Raw genomic sequence first — 16,909 nt, 5'->3', positions numbered from 1 at the left:
GGACGAGACCACCACCGTGGCCCCCGGGGACACCAGCGAGGCCGGCAGCAGCCCCCGCTTCCCCGAGATCGAGCAGCGCATCCTCGACTCCTGGGCCGCAGACGCCACCTTCCAGGCCAGCGTCGACGCCCGCAAGGGCTCCGCTGCCGGCGAGTTCGTCTTCTACGACGGCCCACCCTTCGCCAACGGCCTGCCGCACTACGGCCACCTGCTCACGGGCTACGTGAAGGACCTCGTCCCCCGCTACAAGACCATGCGCGGGCACCAGGTCGAGCGGCGCTTCGGCTGGGACACCCACGGCCTGCCCGCCGAGGTCGAGGCCGAGAAGCAGCTCGGGATCACCCACAAGTCCGAGATCGACGAGCTCGGCGTCGCCGCGTTCAACGCCGCCTGCCGCACCTCCGTGCTGAAGTACACGAAGGAGTGGGAGGAGTACGTCACCCGCCAGGCGCGCTGGGTCGACTTCGACAACGACTACAAGACCCTCGACACCGACTACATGGAGTCGGTCATGTGGGCCTTCAAGACGTTGTGGGACAAGGGCCTCGTCTACGAGGGCTTCCGCGTCCTGGCCTACTGCTGGCGCTGCGAGACCCCGCTCAGCAACTCCGAGACCCGCCTCGACGACACCTACCGCAACCGGCAGGACCCGGCCGTCACCGTCGGCTTCCGCCTGCTGGGCGACGGGTCCCACGACGCCCTCGACGGCGTCCTCGCCCTCATCTGGACCACCACCCCCTGGACCCTCCCGAGCAACCTCGCGATGGCCGTGCACCCCGACCTGCGCTACGTCGTGGTCACGGGCAGCGGTGAGCACGAGGGCCGGAGGTTCCTGCTCGCCGAGGACCGCCTCTCCCACTACGCCCGCGAACTCGGCGAGGACGCCGCCGAGCGCGTCGTCGGCCGTTACCGCGGTGAGGAACTGCTGGGCCGGCGCTACGTCCCGCCGTTCGACTACTTCGCCGGCCGCGAGAACGCCCACCAGGTTCTGGCCGCCGACTACGTCACGACCGACTCCGGGACGGGGATCGTGCACATCGCCCCCGCCTTCGGTGAGGACGACAAGCTCGTCACCGACGCGGCCGGCATCGTCCCCGTCGTGCCCGTCGCCTCCAACGGCACGTTCACGGCCGAGGTCACCGACTTCGCCGGGATGCACGTCTTCGACGCCAACAAGGAGATCAACCGCGCCCTGCGCGACGGGGTCCCCAGCGGTGCCCTCCTGCTGCGCCTGGAGACCTACGACCACTCCTACCCGCACTGCTGGCGCTGCGGGAACGCACTGATCTACCGCGCCGTCTCCAGTTGGTTCGTCAAGGTCACGGCCATCCGCGACCGCATGGTCGAGCTCAACGAGGACATCACCTGGGTCCCCGAGCACGTCAAGCACGGCTCCTTCGGCAAGTGGCTGGAAGGGGCGCGCGACTGGTCGATCAGCCGCAGCCGCTACTGGGGCAGCCCGATCCCGGTGTGGATGTCGGACGACCCGACCTACCCGCGCGTCGACGTGTACGGCTCGCTGGACGACCTCGAGCGCGACTTCGGCGTGCGCCCGGCCGACCTGCACCGCCCCACCATCGACGACCTCACCCGGCCCAACCCCGACGACCCGACCGGGAAGTCGACCATGCGCCGGGTCCCGGAGGTGCTCGACTGCTGGTTCGAGTCCGGGTCGATGCCCTTCGCCCAGGTGCACTACCCCTTCGAGAACACCGAGTGGTTCGAGAGCCACTACCCGGGCGACTTCATCGTCGAGTACATCGGCCAGACCCGGGGCTGGTTCTACACCCTGCACGTCCTCGCGACCGCGCTCTTCGACCGCCCCGCGTTCCGCACCGCCGTCTCCCACGGCATCCTGCTCGGCGACGACGGCCGCAAGATGTCGAAGTCGCTGCGCAACTACCCCGACGTCTCCGAGGTCCTCGACCGCGACGGCGCCGACGCCATGCGCTGGTTCCTCATGAGTTCCCCCGTCCTGCGCGGGGGCAACCTCATCGTCACCGAGCAGGGCATCCGCGACTCCGTCCGCCAGGTCCTGCTGCCGCTGTGGAACACCTGCTCGTTCTTCCAGCTGTACTCCGGGACCTCCAGCCACACCCCCCGCTGGCGGACCTCCTCCTCCGACGTCCTCGACCGCTACGTCCTCGCGAAGCTGCACGACACCGTCGTGGCCGTCACCGCGCAACTCGACGTCTACGACATCGCGGGGGCCTGCGAGACGTCCCGGCAGTTCCTGGACTCCCTCACCAACTGGTACGTCCGGCGCTCGCGGTCGGCGTTCTGGGACGGTGAGTCCGACCGGGCCAAGGACGCCTTCGACACCCTCTACACGGTGCTGGAGACGACGACGCGGATGCTCGCGCCGCTGCTCCCGCTGTTCTCCGAGGAGATCTGGCGCTCGCTCACCGGTGGGCGTTCCGTCCACCTCACCGACTGGCCGGACGCGATGGACCTGCCCAGCGACCCGGCGCTCGTCGCCGCCATGGACGAGGCCCGCGTGACCTGCTCCAACGCGCTGGCGCTGCGCAAGGCCAACGGGTTGCGGGTGCGGTTGCCGCTGAACCGCCTCGAGGTCCTCGTCGCCGATCCGGCTGCCCTGCAGCCGTTCGCCCAGCTGGTGGCCGACGAGGTCAACGTCCGCGAGGTCGCCCTCGGGCCGATCGAGAAGGCCGTCGAGTACGGCGTCGTCGCGAAGCTGACCGTCAACGCCCGCGCCGCCGGACCTCGCCTGGGCAAGCAGGTGCAGCAGGCGATCAAGGGGTCGAAGTCCGGGGAGTGGGAGGAACGTCCCGACGGGACCGTCGTCTCCGGCGGGATCGAGCTCGTCGAGGGCGAGTACGAGCTGAGCACCGTCGTGGAGGGTGTCGATTCCGGTCTCGCCACGGCCGCGCTCGCCGGTGGGGGTTTCGTCGTGCTGGACACGACCGTCACCCCGGAACTCGCGGCCGAGGGCATCGCCCGCGACGTGATCCGGCTCGTGCAGCAGGCCCGGCGCGACGCCGGTCTGCACGTGTCGGACCGGATCCGGCTGACGGTCGCGGGCGACGGTCCGGTCTGGGAGGCGCTGGTGACCCACCAGAACCTCGTCGTCGAGGAGACGTTGGCGCAGCAGTTCGGGTCCAGCGGTTCCGTGGCGGCCGTCCCGGCCGGCACGGCGACGCTGGTGGGATCGGTCGAGGGGCACGAGGTGCGCATCGTGGTGCAGAAGGCAGAGACGATCTGATGAGCGAAGGACCGCTCGACCCGTTCCTCGACCAGCCCGACGAGGGCGACGAGGAACTCGACGACCTGATGGGGCCCCTGTCCGACGACGAGGGCGAGGAGGGGTTCGGCACCGACGGTCTCCGCCGCGGCCGGGTCCCGCAGGACCGTCGTCCGCCGTCCCGGGAACCCGGGGCGGCGGTCGCGGCCGCGAACCCCGGACCGCCGGTGGAGGACGACCCGCGCTTCGACGAGGTCGTGGCGCAGATCCTGTCCCGCAACCCCGAGCACCGGATCCACCCGACCCTGGAGCGCGTGCGCGAGGCGTGCGCGCTGCTGGGCGATCCGCAGAACGCCTACCGCGTCGTCCACCTCGCCGGTACCAACGGCAAGACGTCGACGGCGCGGATGGTGGAACGCCTGGTCCGCGAGCACGACCTGCGCACGGGGCGGTTCACCAGCCCGCACCTCGTCGACATCACCGAGCGGATCTCCATCGACGGCGACCCCATCACCCACGCGGCGTTCGTGCGGGCCTGGGACGACGTCGAAGCGGTCGTCTCGATCGTCGACGCGAAGGCGGCCGAACGCGACGAGCCGCGGCTGAGCTTCTTCGAGGTCCTGACCCTCATGGCGTTCGCGGCCTTCGCGGACGCCCCCGTGGACGTCGCCGTCATCGAGACCGGGCTGGGCGGGACGTGGGACACCACGAACGTCGTGCAACCCGACGTCGCCGTCATCACCCCGGTGTCGATGGACCACGAGACGTGGCTCGGGTCGACGCTGGAGGAGATCGCGGGCCAGAAGGCCGGGATCGTCAAGCACGGCTCGATCGTCGTCCTCGGCAAGCAGGAGGAGGAGGCCGCGGCCGTGCTCATGGCCAAGGTCGCCGCGGAACGCGTGAACGTCGTGCGGGAGGGGATGGACTTCGGGATCGAGGAACGGACCCTGGCCCACGGCGGTCAGCTCGTGTCGTTGCGCACCCGCGGCGGCACCTACACCGACGTCTTCCTCCCGTTGCACGGGGTGCACCAGGCCGAGAACGCCGTGACGGCGCTGAGCGCGGTCGAGGCCCTGCTGGCCATGCCGGGCGGGACCCTCATGCCGGGGCTGGTCGAGGCCGCGTTCGCCGACGTCACCTCACCGGGACGGATGGAGGTGCTGCGGAACTCGCCGCTGATCCTCGCCGACGCCGCGCACAACCCGGCGGGGGCGCAGGCCCTGGCCGTCGGCATCGCCGAGGCGTTCACGCTGAGCCGCCTCGTGGGGGTCATCGCGATCATGGGGGACAAGGACGTCGAGGGAGTGCTCAGCGCTCTCGAACCCGTCCTGGCCGAGGTCGTCGTGACCCGGTCGAGCTCCCCCCGCGGGCTGGAACCCGCCGAACTCGGTGAGATCGCCGAGGACGTGTTCGGCGAGGACCGGGTCCACGTCGTGGAACGCCTGGACGAGGCGATCGCAACCGCCGTCGACCTGGCCGAGTCGGAGTCGGGCGCCGGCGGCGGGATGGGTGGTTCCGGCGCCGGGATCGTCGTGGCGGGTTCCGTGGTGCTCGTCGGGGACGCGCGCGCCCTGCTGGGGAGGAGGACGCAGTGAGACGGTCCACGAAGCGGATGTTCGCCGCCACGACGTTGATCTGCGAGGCGATGCTGGTGTTCTTCGCGACCCTCGTCGCGTTCGCCCTCGAGCCGATCGGCCAGCGCCACACCAGCTACCTCGTCGTGGGCGGCATCCTCATGCTGCTCTGCGTGCTGTGCGCGGGGATGCTCCGTTCCCGCGCCGGGTACACGCTCGGCTGGGTCCTGCAGGCCGTGATGATCGCGGGCGGGTTCGTGGTGCCGATGATGTTCGGCATCGGGGTCGCCTTCGCCGTCATCTGGTTCTTCGCCCTGCGCATCGGTGCACGCGTCGACCGCGAGAAGGCCGAGGTGGCCCGCCGCCTGGCGGACAACCCCTGACCACCACCCCTCCCGACCCCTGATCCCGCTGGGAAACCCGGCGAGATCACGGATCGGGAGGGGGGTCGGCGTCAGCGCGCGGTGGCGGCTTCGTCCATGTCCTCGAGTTCGCGGCCCTTCGTCTCCTGCACGGCACGGCGGACGAACACGAAGGACAACAGGGCGATGACGGCGTAGAGGCCGTAGGCGTACTGCAGGCCGAGCTTCGCCAGCGACGGGAAACTGGTGGAGACGGCGAAGTTCGCCAGCCACTGCGCGGCCGCGGCGACGGCGAGGCCCGCGGCCCGGATCTTGTTGGGGAACATCTCCCCGAGCAGGACCCACACGACCGGGCCCCACGTCGCGCCGAAGGAGATGACGTAGACGTTCGCGGCGACGATGCCGATGACGCCCCAGTGCCCCGGCAGGCTGACGTCCTTGCCGCTGCCGATCGACTGCGAGAACGTGACGGCCATGACGGCCAGGGAGACGAACATCCCCGCCGAGCCGATCGTCAGGAGGGGTTTCCGTCCGATCTTGTCGACGGTGGCGATCGCGATGAACGTCACGACGACGTTGGTCACCGAGGTGATGACGGAGGTCGTCAGGGCCTGCGACTCCTCGAACCCAACGGCCTTCCACAGCGTCGTGGAGTAGTAGAAGATCACGTTGATCCCGACGGCCTGCTGGAACACCGAGAGCAGGATGCCGACCCAGACGATGGGCAGCAGACCGAACCGCGGCCCGCGCAGGTCGCGCAAGCTGGGGTCGTCCTCGCGCTTCATCGAGTTCTTGATCTCGGTGACCTTGCGCTGCAGGGCCTCCAGGCTGCGGTTGCCGAGGACCTCGCGCAGCACGTCGGTCGCCTTCTGCGTCTCGCCCTGGGCGATGAGGTAGCGCGGCGACTCCGGCACCTGCAGGGCCAGGAACGCCCAGACCGCGGACGGGATCACCCCGACGACGAACATCCAGCGCCAGGCCTCCCAGCCCAGCCACGTCGTCTGCGACGCGTCACCGGCGGTGTTGGCGATGAAGGCGTCGGAGAGCAGGGCGGCGAAGATGCCGACGGTGATGGCCAGCTGCTGCAACGACCCCAGGCGACCGCGGAGGTAGGCGGGGGCGACCTCGGCGATGTAGGTCGGGGCGATGACGGAGGCCACGCCGACGCCGAGACCACCGACGACGCGCCAGAGGATGAGGTCCCACACCGCGAAGGCGAAGGCCGAGCCGACGGCCCCGACGGCGAAGAGGACCCCGCCGATGACCATCACGGACTTGCGGCCGAACCGGTCGGCGATGCGGCCCGCGAACCAGGCCCCGACGGCCGCACCGAGCAGGGCGCAGGAGACGGCGAAACCGGAGAGCCACCCGGACAGGGCGAACTTCTCGGTGACCGCGTCGACGGCCCCGTTGACGACGGAGGTGTCGAAACCGAAGAGGAAACCGCCGATGGCGGCCACGATCGAGATCAGCACGACCTTGGTGGTCGCGTGCTGCTGCTCCTCGCTGTCGCGGGCTGAACCGCTCGCGTCCTGCTGCGACATGGGGGGTCCTCTCAGGGTGCGCGTGGCGCCCCGGCCGGAGCCCGTCGTCGATCTTCCTGCCGCACCTGCCTCACCGCACCCCGAGAGCGGTCAGGCGTCCTCGCCGCGGGCGGTCGCGAGGTCGTGCGCGGCGATGTCCACGTCCTCCTCCGCACGGCGGGCGGCGTCGATCAACCCGGCCAGCGCGGACCCGTCGGGGATCCGGGCGGAGCGGCCGCCGTAGGCCTTGCCGAGCGACCTCGCCTCGGCGGCGAGCTCGGCCATCACCGTCGCGGCCTCGTCGCGGGCGGCGCGCAGCGCCTCCTCCTGGGCGGTGGTGTCCTCACGGTCGTGACGCAGCGGCACAGCGGATCCCTTCCTCGCAACGGGGCCCACATCCTGGCACCGTGTCCGATCCGTTCAAGACACCCCGCGCGGCGCGCGGCAGGCTCACCCCCATGAGCACACCGACCGTCGTCCCCCGGCTCGACCTCGTCGGCCTCGTCGTCGCCGACATGGCCCGCGCGCTGACCTTCTACCGCCGGCTCGGTCTCGACCTGCCCGCGACGGCGGACACCGAACCGCACGTCGAGGTCACCCTGCCGGGTGGTCTGCGGTTGGCCTGGGACACCGAGGAGGTCCTCCGGTCCTTCGACCCCGGCTTCGAGCCCGCCAGGGGTGGGAACCGCAGTGCCCTCGCCTTCGACTGCGCCAGCCCCGCGGGGGTCGACCAGGTGTTCGCGGACCTCACGGCCGCGGGGGCGCCGACGCACCTGGCCCCCTTCGACGCGGTGTGGGGCCAGCGCTACGCCGTGGTCCTCGACCCCGACGGCGGCTCGGTCGACCTGTTCGCCGCCCTCGGCTGAAACGACCGCGGCGAGGTCCCCGTGAAAGCCCGGACCTCGCGCGCGAGGTGCGCCTGGTCGGCGAACCCGGTCTCCTGCGAGACCCGGGCCGCGCTGAGCCCCGAGCGCAACCCCGCCACTGCACGCTGCAGGCGCAGGACCCGCCCGAGCACCTGGGGCGGGTAGCCGAAGGCGGCGAGGCTGCGCCGGTGCAGCGTGCGCACCCCGAGGCCCAGCGCGTCGGCGACCTCGGCGACGCTGCGCCCGTCCGCCAGCAGCCGGACCGTCGCGACCGTGGCGGGGTCGCGCGGGGGAGCCTGCGCCGCGATCTCCTCGAGCGCCGCGCCCGCGTGGACGGCGCGCGCGACCCGCTCGACGAGGTCCCGTGCCCGCGCGGGACCCCAGAGGTCGGCGAGGGGGACCCGCTCGTCGCGCAGCGCGTCGCCCGGTACGCCGAGGAACGACGGTGCGTGGCCGGGGGCGAAGCGCAGTCCCGTCCAGGTGGTGGACGGGTCCCGTTCGACGGTCTGGGCCCGGGTGTCCGGGCCGGCGACCAGCAGTTCGCCGTCGCCTCCCTCCGCCCGCCACAGCAGGTCGATGCAGCCGTCGGGCAGCACGAGGCCGCTCGAACGGTCGGTGGCGCTGCTCGACCAGACCCGGGCGCCGGGGACCAGCGACGCACGTTCGCGGTACACGCCCTCAGTTCAGCGCAGACCACCGACCCGCGTCGAGCGCTCCGGGAGCCGGACCGGACCACGTCGGCACGACCTGGCGCGCAGCCGCGTCATCGCCGTCGCCAGCGCCGTCGTCAGCACCTCCCGGACACCGGCGGCGGTGGCGCCGCGCTCGCCGGTGACGACCACGGGGACCTCGACCAGCCGGTACCCGCCCTGGTGGGCCCGGTGGGCGGTGTCGATGCGGAAGGAGGAGCCCCGCGAGGTGAGGGCACTGATCCCGATCCCGAGCAGGACCTCGCGGCGGAACGCGCGGAACCCCGTGGTGACGTCGCGCACGGGGAGTCGCAGGACCGCGGCGAGGCACGCGTTCCCCGCGCGTGACAGCAGCGGCCCGAGCCGGTGGTCGTCGGCCGCAGCGAGGGTGGTGGTGAGGTGGCGGGAGCCGAGCACGAGGTCGGCGTCCTCCAGCGCGGCGAGCACCGCCGGGAGCTGCTCGGCGGGGTGGGCCAGGTCCATCGTCACGAGGACCTGGTAGCCGCGTTCGAGACCCCAGAGGAGTCCCTCCCGCTGGGGCGTGCCCACACCCTCCCCGCGGCGCCGGTGCAGCAGGTGCACCTCGAGGTGGCTGCGGGCGAACTCCTCGACCAGGTCGGTGACCGCGTGGTCGTCCTCCTCGAGCACGACGAGCACCTCGACCGGGGCCGCGGCCAGGACGCGCCGGAGCGACCCGATCACGGCGCTCCGCCCGTGAGCCGGGACCACGACCAGGCTGGCCCGACAGTCCACGGTCCTGGTTCGGAGCCGTCGGCCGCCCGGATGGGTCGGTCCACTAGGGTCGTTGCCGTGGCGACTGAAACGAACCTGCAGCGGACCCTCGTCCTCGTGAAGCCCGACGGCGTGCGGCGCAACCTCTCCGGGGAGGTGCTGCGGCGCATCGAGGCCAAGGGCTACACCCTGGTCGCCGTTGAACTGCGGACCGCGACCCCGGAACTCCTCGCCGGTCACTACGAGGAGCACCAGGGCAAGCCGTTCTACGAACCGCTCGTGGAGTTCATGCTCTCCGGCCCGGTGCTCGCCGCGGTCGTCGAGGGCCACCGCGTCATCGAGGGCTTCCGCTCGCTGGCCGGCACCACCGACCCGACGACCGCCGCGCCGGGCACGATCCGCGGCGACCTGGGCCGGGACTGGGGCCTGAAGGTCCAGCAGAACCTCGTCCACGGGTCCGACGCCCCGGAGTCCGCGGCCCGCGAGATCGGTCTCTGGTTCCCGAACCTCTGACACGGCGATGAGTTCTCGGGCAGTCTGAGGTCGAAGGATCGAAAAGGCCGGACAGACGGCCTCAGACCCCGGGAGCACTCATGCGCATGGCCTTCCTCAACGTGCCGGTCGCGAGCAAGGAGGCCTCCAAGGCCTTCTTCTCGGCGCTCGGGTTCGCGCCGAACCCGCAGTTCGAGAGCGACGACACGGCCTGCATCGTGATCGAGGAGAACATCTTCGTCCTCGTCCACGAGCCCTCGCGCTGGAAGGACTTCCTGCACTCGGAGTCCGCCCCCGCAGGCACGACCGAGTACATGCTCGCGCTCTCGGCCGACTCCCGCCAGGAGTGCGACGACCTCGTGGCCAAGGCGCTGGCGAACGGCGGGTCCGTCTACGGCCCGGCCACGGACCTCGGCTTCATGTACGGCACCAGCTTCCGCGACCCCGACGGTCACGTCTGGGAGGTCAGCTGGATGGACCTCGCGGCGGCCGCCGAGGCCGGCAGCATCGGTGAACCCGCCTGACCACCCGCCCGGTCCGCGATCTCGCGGGGAACCCCTGCACGATCGCGGGCCGGGAAGGTCAGGGTCGGGACTGCACGTACTGCGCCCACGCCGTCTCGACCGCGGCGAGGGCGGTCTCGTCCTGCAGCGACGTCACGTCCCCGCCGGAGCGACCGGCGGTCATGTCGGCCATCAGCCGGCGCATGATCTTCCCCGACCGGGTCTTCGGCAGGTCCGGCACGACGACGACGTCGCGGGGTTTCGCGATCGCCCCCACGGCGCGCGCGACGTGTTCCCGCAGTTCCGCGCCGACCCCGTCGGAGGGACCCGTGCCGCGGAGGATGACGAACGCCACGATCCGCTGACCCGTCGTCTCGTCCGGCGCCCCGACGACGGCGGCCTCGGCCACCCGCGGGTGCGACACGAGGGCCGACTCGAGTTCGATGCTGGAGAGCCGGTGACCCGAGACGTTCAGGACGTCGTCGATGCGGCCGCCGATCCAGATGTAGCCGTCGGCGTCCTTGGTCGCGGCGTCCCCGGCGAGGTACCAGCCCTGGGCGGCGTAGGGCTCCCAGTAGCTCTTGACGAACCGCGCGTGGTCGCGCCACACCGTCCGGGCCATGCCGGGCCAGGGTTTCGTGATGACCAGGACACCCTGCTCGCCCGGGGCGACCTCGTCACCCGCCTCGTCGACGACGGTCGCGGAGAACCCGGGCAGCGGGACCGTCCCGGAACCCGGTTTCAGCGGGGTGACGCCGGGCAGCGGAGCGACGACGGCCGCCCCGGTCTCGGACTGCCACCACGTGTCGACGATGGGGCAGCGTCCACCACCGACGTTGCGGTGCAACCACGTCCAGGCCTCGGGGTTGATGGCCTCGCCCACGGAACCCAGCAGCCGCAACGACGACAGGTCGAAGCCCGCGGGCAGTTCCGGACCGTGCTTCATGAACGTCCGCACCAGGGTGGGGGCGGTGTAGTAGATCGTCACGCCGTACTTCTCGATGACCTCGAAGTGGCGACCGGGGTGGGGGGTCAGCGGTGAGCCCTCGTAGATGACCTGGGTGGTCCCGTTGGACAGCGGGCCGTACATCTCGTAGCTGTGCGCGGTGACCCAGGCGAGGTCCGCCTGGCACCAGTAGACGTCGTCGTCCTTGACGTCGAACACCGCCCAGTGCGACCAGGAGGTGTGGGTGAGGTACCCGCCGCTGGTGTGCACCAACCCCTTGGGCCGCCCGGTGGTCCCCGAGGTGTAGATGATGAACAGCGGGTTCTCGCTGTCGAAGCTCGGCGCGACGTGCTCGACGGGCTGGCGGTCGACGAGTTCGTGCCACCAGACGTCGCGGCCCTCCGTCCAGGGGACGTCCGGCGTCTGCTCCCCGGTGCGGCGCAGCACGAGGACGTGCTCGACGTGGTCGAGCCCCTCGACCGCCGCGTCCGCGGCTCCCTTCACCGCGACGGCGGTACCCCGCCGGAACTGCCCGTCGGTGCAGACCAGGAGCTTCGCGCCGGTGTCCTCCACCCGGAACCGCAGCGCCTCGGCGGAGAAACCCCCGAACACCAGGCTGACGACGGCGCCGATGCGCGCGCACGCCATGGTCGTGACGATCGTCTCGGGCAGCACCGGCAGGTAGAGGACGACGCGGTCGCCGTGCCCGATCCCGAGTTCCTCCAGCGCGTTCGCGAGCCGGCAGACCTCGTCCTGCAGCTGCGCGTAGGTGATGGTGCGGGAGTCCCCGGGTTCGCCCTCCCAGTGCAACGCGACCTTCTCGCCCCGGCCCGCGGTGACGTGGCGGTCGACGCAGTTCACCGCGACGTTGAGCCTGCCGCCCGTGAACCACTGCGCGGTCGGCAGCGTCGAGCCGTCGAAGACGGTGTGGAACGGCTCGTCCCACTGCAGCCGCCGGGCCTGTTCGGCCCAGAACGCCTCGGGGTCCGCGGCCGCGCGCTCGTACTCACCCGCGCCGACGTTGGCCTGGGCGCTGAACTGCGCCGACGGCGGGAAGACGAGGTCCTGCGCGGGGTCGTCCAGGGGCGTGCTCGTCATGCGGTGCGTCCTCACGGGCGGGGCGGTCGGCGGACCGGCCGTCGGCCGGCTTGGCCGCCAGGGTAGCCGCGCCGTAGGCTCGGACCGTGGAGAGCACCCGGGTGAGCGCGAGCACGCCCCCGGCGTCCGCGCCCGCCCGCCCCTTCTTCGCCGTGCAGCGTCGTCACGTCGACCTCTGCCGCACCCGCTCCTCCGCCTGTCGCTGACCCGCAGTGCACGTCGCCGGGAACACCCGGCGGCCCCCGGGTGCTCAGCCGAGCGACCCGGCCGGTCACGTCAGCAGCCCCGGAGGGGTACGCCATGTCCCGAGAGCCACTGCGCCTGGGCGTCGAACTCGACGCCGCCGGTCGCCACCCCGCCGCGTGGCGCCTGCCCGGCGCGCGCCCGGCCGAACTCTTCACCGCCGCCCACTGGCGCCGCCTCGGCGCGCTCGTCGAGCGCGCCGACCTCGACCTGCTCGTGGTCCCCGACTCCTTCCGCCTCGGCTCCAGTGACGAGCGCGACCAGCGCGGTCGTCTCGACGCCGTCGCGATCGCCGCGCACCTCGCGCCGCTGACCCGCCGGGTCGGTCTCGTGCCGGTCGTCACGACGACCCACACCGAGCCGTTCCACACGAACAAGGCCGTCGCGACGCTCGACTTCACCAGCCTCGGCCGCGCCGGCTGGCAGGTCGAGGTCTCCACCACCGCCGAGGAGGCGGACACCTTCGGGCGGACGGGGACCGCCCCGCCGGAGGAGCTGTGGCGCGAGGCCGCGGAAACCGTCGAGGTCGTCCGTCGGCTCTGGGACAGCTGGGAGGACGACGCGGTGGTCCGCGACGTCGCCAGCGGCCGGTTCGTGGACCGCGACAAGCTGCACTACGTCGACTTCGAAGGGGAGCGGTTCTCCGTCCGCGGTCCCTCGATCACCCCGCGCTCCCCGCAGGGCCAGCCGCTCGTCGTGGTGCCCGTCCGGGACGAGCACTCCCTCGCGGTGGCCGCCGCGCACGCCGACGTCGCCCGGATCGAGGCCGGCGACGAACGCACCGCGGCCGAGACCGCGGACCGGCTGCGGACCCTGGCCGGCCGCGAGCTGACCGTCCTGCTCGACGTGGAGGTCCTGCTCCGCGGGACCGCCACGGAGGCCCTCGACGTCGCCGGCCGGCTCGACGAGCTGAGCCCCGGCGCCGCGCCGCGCTCGGTGCGCCACCTCGGCACCCCCGCCACCCTCGCCGCGGCCCTGGCCGAGCTGCCCGACGGCCTCGACGGTGCGGTCCTCGCGCCGCTGGACCTGCCCGCGACGCTCGAACTCGTCGTCAGCGGGGTCGTCCCCGCGCTGACCCGGCCGCCGGTCGCGGGCAGCACGCTGCGCGAACGCTTCGGCCTGCCCCGCCCCACCAGCCGCTACGCCAGGACCGGAGACCTCCGATGACCCCCCGCGAGACCCTCCGTGAGACTCCTCGCCAGATCCACCTCGGGGCGCACTTCCCGGGCGTCAACAACACCACGGTGTGGCGCGACCCCCGCTCCGGCAGCCAGGTGGACTTCTCCTCCTTCGAACACCTCGCCCGGACCGCGGAACGGGGGTTGATGGACTTCTTCTTCCTCGCCGAGGGGCTGCGGCTGCGCGAACAGCGCGGGAAGATCCACGACCTCGACGTCGTCGGCCGTCCCGACACCCTCACCGTCCTGAACTCGATCGCGTCGGTCACGACCCACCTCGGGCTGGCCGGGACGATCAACGCCACCTTCAACGAGGCCGCGGAGCTCGCCAAGCAGTTCGCCTCCCTCGACCACCTCTCCGGTGGGCGCGCGGCCTGGAACGTCGTCACCAGCTCCGACGCGTTCACCGGGGAGAACTTCCGCCGCGGCGGGTACCTCGCGCACGCCGACCGCTACGTCCGGGCCCGTGAGGTCCTCGACGTCGCGCGGGAGTTCTGGGACTCCTGGGCCGAGGACTCCCTGGTCGCCGACCCCGAGACGGGGGTGTTCGCCCGGGGGATCGCCGAGGTCGACCACCGCGGCCCCCAGTTCCAGGTCCGGGGGACCGGTGCGCTGCCGCGCAGCCCGCAGGGGCACCCGGTGCTGCTGCAGGCCGGCGACTCCGACGACGGCCGTGAGTTCGGCGCCACGTACGCCGACGCCATCTTCACCATGCACGGCTCGCTGGAGGCGGGGCAGAGGTTCACCGCCGACATGCGCTCCCGCGCCGTCCGCAACGGCCGCTCCGGAGACGACCTGAAGATCCTCCCCGGGGTCACGTTCGTCCTCGGCGACACCCCCGGGCAGGCCCGCGAGCACGCCCGGGAGATCCGGTTCCAGCAGGTCGGGCCGGCACAGGCGATCGCGTTCCTCGAACAGGTCTGGGGCCGCGACCTGAGCGACCACGACCCCGAGGGACCGTTGCCCGCGCAGGACCCGGAGACGACCTCGACCATCGCCCAGGGCCGGACCCGGATGACGACGGACCCGGTGGAGACCGCGCGCACGTGGCGCGACCTCGCCGAGGCCAACGGGTGGAGCAGCCGGGAACTCGTCGTCGAGGTCACCGGCCGCCAGCAGTTCGTCGGCACCCCCGCGCAGGTCGCGGAGGAGATGGACACCTACGTCCAGGCCGACGCCTGCGACGGGTTCATCCTCGTCCCCAGCCTCACCCCGGCCGGCCTCGACGAGTTCGTCGAGAAGGTCGTCCCGCTGCTGCAGGAACGCGGCAGCTACCGCACCGGCTACACCGGTTCGACCCTGCGCGAGCACCTCGGTGTGCCGCACCCGCACCGTCTCGCCCCCGCCGTCCGCGCCACCGCCTGAGGAGCCCGCCATGACCACGACCACCAGCACGCTCGACACCGCCCGCCAGACCTGGGACGAGTGGCGTGCCACCCGGACGGCCGACCTCAGCGCGCCGCACGGCTGGCTGAGCCTGACCGGGCTGCACTGGCTCGTCGGCGAGGCCGCCCCCGTCGCGGACCTACCCGGCACCTGGGAGTCGGTCGAGGGTGGTGTCCGACTCAACGCGACCGCGGCCGACGGGGTGGTGGTGGACGGTTCCGCCGTCGACGGGACCGTGCTCCTCGAGACGGTCGAGGGTGCCCCCGGGTTCCTCGTCGAGATCGGCGACCGTCGGGTGGAGGTCATGCAGCGCACCGGGATGCACGCCCTGCGGGTGCGCGACCCGAAGTCCCCGACGCTCGCGGCGTTCACCGGGGTCCCCGTGTTCGGGTTCGAGGACCGCTACGTGCTCGACGCGCAGTTCGTGCCGTACGCGGAGTCCCGGGCCGTCGTCGTCGGTGCCGTCGTCGAAGGGCTGCAGCACCACCACGAGGCCGTCGCCACCGTGCGCTTCGAGCTCGACGGCCCGCAGGAACTCACGGTCTTCCGCAGTGCGAAGGGTTCGACCATCCTGTTCACCGACGCGACCAGCGGCGTGAGCACGACGGGGACGACCCGCTCGATCTCCGTCCCCGAACCCGACGCCGACGGACACGTCGTGCTGGACTTCAACCGGGCGACGAACCTGCCGTGCGCGTTCACCGACCACGCCACCTGCCCGCTGCCGCCCGCCGAGAACCGTCTCACCGTGCCCGTCGCAGCGGGGGAGAAGGATCCCCGGTGAGCACCACCGAACTGCTCGCCGCCCCGTTCGGCGACGCCGAACTGGCCGCGCTGCGGGCGGACTTCCCGATCCTGGGCCGCTCGACCCGTTCGGGGAACCCCTTGGTGTACCTGGACTCCGGCGCCACGTCGCAGAAACCGCGGGCCGTCCTCGACGCCGAACGCCGCTTCTACGAGACCCACAACGCGGCCGTCCACCGCGGGGCGCACCAGCTGGCCGAGGAGGCCACCGACGACTTCGAGGCCGCCCGGGCCGCCATCGCGGGTTTCGTCGGGGCACCCGCCCACGAGGTCGTGTTCACCAAGAACGCCACCGAGTCGCTCAACCTCATCGCGCACGCGTTCAGCACCACCACGGCCTACGCCGCCCGCGGCACCGCCCCCGACGGTCAGGCCGTCGACCCGCGGTTCGTCCTCGCCGAGGGCGACGAGATCCTCGTCACCGAGGCCGAGCACCACGCCAACCTCGTGCCCTGGCAGGAACTCTGCGCCCGGACCGGTGCCGTCCTGCGCTGGGTCCCCGTCACCGACGGGGGGTCCTTCGACCTCGACGCCCTCGACACGCTGGTCGGGGAGCGGACCAAGGTCGTCGCCTTCGCCCACGCCTCCAACGTCCTCGGCGGGCTCGCCCCCGTGGAGGCGTTCGTCGCCGCGGCGCGCCGGGTGGGGGCGCTCGTCGTCCTCGACGCCTGTCAGTCCGTCCCGCACCTGCCCGTCGACCTCCCCTCGCTCGGGGTCGACCTCGCGGCGTTCTCCGGGCACAAGATGCTCGGGCCGTCGGGGATCGGGATCCTCTGGGGCCGGGCCGAGGTCCTCGACGCGATGCCGCCGTTCCTCACCGGCGGGTCGATGATCGAACTGGTCCGGATGGAACGCTCCACCTTCGCCCCCGTCCCGCAGAAGTTCGAGGCGGGTGTCCCGATGACGGCGCAGGCCGTCGGGTTGCACGCCGCCGTCGACTACCTGCGCGGGCTCGGCCCCGACGGTTCGGGGATGGCCCGCCTCGAGGCCCACGAACGCGACCTCACCCGACGCCTGCTCGCCGAACTGGCGGAACTGCCCTGGGTCCGCGTCCTCGGCCCGCTCGACGCCGCCGATCGGGTCGCCCTGGTCTCCTTCGTGGTGGAGGACGTCCACGCCCACGACGTCGGGCAGCTGCTCGACGACGAGGGCGTCGCCGTGCGGGTCGGGCACCACTGCGCCTGGCCGCTGCACCGCCGGTTCGGGGTCGCGGCCACCACCCGGGTCAGCTTCGGGCCCTACAACCAGAGCTCCGACATCGACGCCGTCCTGCGCGGGCTGCACCGCGTCCGGGCGCTGTTCGCGTGAGAG

15 protein-coding genes are annotated in these 16,909 nt (G+C 72.2%); 10 read left to right on the top strand and 5 right to left on the bottom strand.

What is annotated here, in order from left to right; all coding sequences use genetic code 11:
* The first annotated feature begins 16 nt into the window (after positions 1-16).
* The 3 genes from ileS to AC0I8G_RS11605 are packed head-to-tail and all read left to right on the top strand — an operon-like array spanning position 17 to position 5,159.
* Complete coding sequence (gene ileS, locus AC0I8G_RS11615; protein ID WP_471730087.1) at positions 17-3,223, top strand: isoleucine--tRNA ligase; 3,207 nt, start codon at positions 17-19, stop codon at positions 3,221-3,223.
* Positions 3,223-4,797: a bifunctional folylpolyglutamate synthase/dihydrofolate synthase gene (locus AC0I8G_RS11610; protein WP_471730046.1), complete on the top strand. Its 1,575-nt coding sequence runs from the start codon at positions 3,223-3,225 to the stop codon at positions 4,795-4,797. The genes ileS and AC0I8G_RS11610 overlap by 1 nt, the downstream gene beginning before the upstream one ends.
* A complete protein-coding gene (locus AC0I8G_RS11605; protein WP_471730045.1) occupies positions 4,794-5,159 on the top strand; it encodes a DUF4233 domain-containing protein in 366 nt (121 codons plus the stop codon). Before AC0I8G_RS11610 ends, AC0I8G_RS11605 begins: the two co-directional genes overlap by 4 nt.
* 71 nt (positions 5,160-5,230) lie before the next feature.
* Here the strand turns inward: AC0I8G_RS11605 and AC0I8G_RS11600 are convergent, their stop codons facing one another.
* Positions 5,231-6,682: a sugar porter family MFS transporter gene (locus AC0I8G_RS11600; RefSeq protein WP_471730044.1), complete on the bottom strand. Its 1,452-nt coding sequence runs from the start codon at positions 6,680-6,682 to the stop codon at positions 5,231-5,233.
* Between the two features lie 90 nt (positions 6,683-6,772).
* Positions 6,773-7,027: a hypothetical protein gene (locus tag AC0I8G_RS11595; protein ID WP_471730043.1), complete on the bottom strand. Its 255-nt coding sequence runs from the start codon at positions 7,025-7,027 to the stop codon at positions 6,773-6,775.
* A gap of 92 nt (positions 7,028-7,119) precedes the next feature.
* Between AC0I8G_RS11595 and AC0I8G_RS11590 the strand changes: the two genes are divergently transcribed.
* Positions 7,120-7,527: a VOC family protein gene (locus tag AC0I8G_RS11590; RefSeq protein ID WP_471730042.1), complete on the top strand. Its 408-nt coding sequence runs from the start codon at positions 7,120-7,122 to the stop codon at positions 7,525-7,527.
* Here the strand turns inward: AC0I8G_RS11590 and AC0I8G_RS11585 are convergent.
* Together AC0I8G_RS11585 and AC0I8G_RS11580 are read right to left on the bottom strand one after the other, a co-directional pair.
* Positions 7,467-8,201, bottom strand: coding sequence for a helix-turn-helix domain-containing protein (locus AC0I8G_RS11585; protein ID WP_471730041.1), 735 nt, complete (start codon positions 8,199-8,201; stop codon positions 7,467-7,469). The two genes, AC0I8G_RS11590 and AC0I8G_RS11585, sit on opposite strands and share 61 nt — an antisense overlap.
* A 9-nt stretch (positions 8,202-8,210) precedes the next feature.
* A complete protein-coding gene (locus tag AC0I8G_RS11580) occupies positions 8,211-8,945 on the bottom strand; it encodes a glycosyltransferase (protein ID WP_471730040.1) in 735 nt (244 codons plus the stop codon).
* Positions 8,946-9,026: 81 nt separating this feature from the next.
* On the opposite strand from AC0I8G_RS11580, the gene ndk reads away from it, so the two are divergent.
* Positions 9,027-9,461: a nucleoside-diphosphate kinase gene (ndk, locus tag AC0I8G_RS11575; protein WP_328295370.1), complete on the top strand. Its 435-nt coding sequence runs from the start codon at positions 9,027-9,029 to the stop codon at positions 9,459-9,461.
* Positions 9,462-9,541: 80 nt separating this feature from the next.
* Positions 9,542-9,964, top strand: coding sequence for a VOC family protein (locus AC0I8G_RS11570; protein ID WP_442906421.1), 423 nt, complete (start codon positions 9,542-9,544; stop codon positions 9,962-9,964).
* A gap of 58 nt (positions 9,965-10,022) precedes the next feature.
* Here AC0I8G_RS11570 and acs read toward each other — a convergent pair whose 3' ends face one another.
* Entirely contained in the window at positions 10,023-11,987 is a 1,965-nt protein-coding gene (gene acs, locus AC0I8G_RS11565; RefSeq protein WP_471730039.1) for an acetate--CoA ligase, read from the bottom strand.
* Between the two features lie 300 nt (positions 11,988-12,287).
* On the opposite strand from acs, the gene AC0I8G_RS11560 reads away from it, so the two are divergent.
* From AC0I8G_RS11560 to AC0I8G_RS11545, 4 genes are read left to right on the top strand one after another with little or no spacing between them, the layout of a single operon-like run.
* A complete protein-coding gene (locus tag AC0I8G_RS11560) occupies positions 12,288-13,397 on the top strand; it encodes an LLM class flavin-dependent oxidoreductase (protein ID WP_471730038.1) in 1,110 nt (369 codons plus the stop codon).
* Positions 13,394-14,773, top strand: coding sequence for an NtaA/DmoA family FMN-dependent monooxygenase (locus AC0I8G_RS11555; RefSeq protein WP_471730037.1), 1,380 nt, complete (start codon positions 13,394-13,396; stop codon positions 14,771-14,773). Before AC0I8G_RS11560 ends, AC0I8G_RS11555 begins: the two co-directional genes overlap by 4 nt.
* Positions 14,774-14,783: 10 nt before the next feature.
* Complete coding sequence (locus tag AC0I8G_RS11550; protein WP_471730036.1) at positions 14,784-15,578, top strand: DUF1684 domain-containing protein; 795 nt, start codon at positions 14,784-14,786, stop codon at positions 15,576-15,578.
* Positions 15,575-16,906 carry a SufS family cysteine desulfurase gene (locus tag AC0I8G_RS11545; RefSeq protein ID WP_471730035.1) on the top strand — a complete coding sequence of 444 codons (1,332 nt, stop codon included), beginning with the start codon at positions 15,575-15,577 and terminating at the stop codon, positions 16,904-16,906. The genes AC0I8G_RS11550 and AC0I8G_RS11545 overlap by 4 nt, the downstream gene beginning before the upstream one ends.
* The last annotated feature ends 3 nt before the right edge of the window (positions 16,907-16,909 follow it).

The organism is Kineococcus sp. AC630 (assembly GCF_979255925.1).
This window is presented reverse-complemented; position numbering and strand designations above follow the sequence as displayed.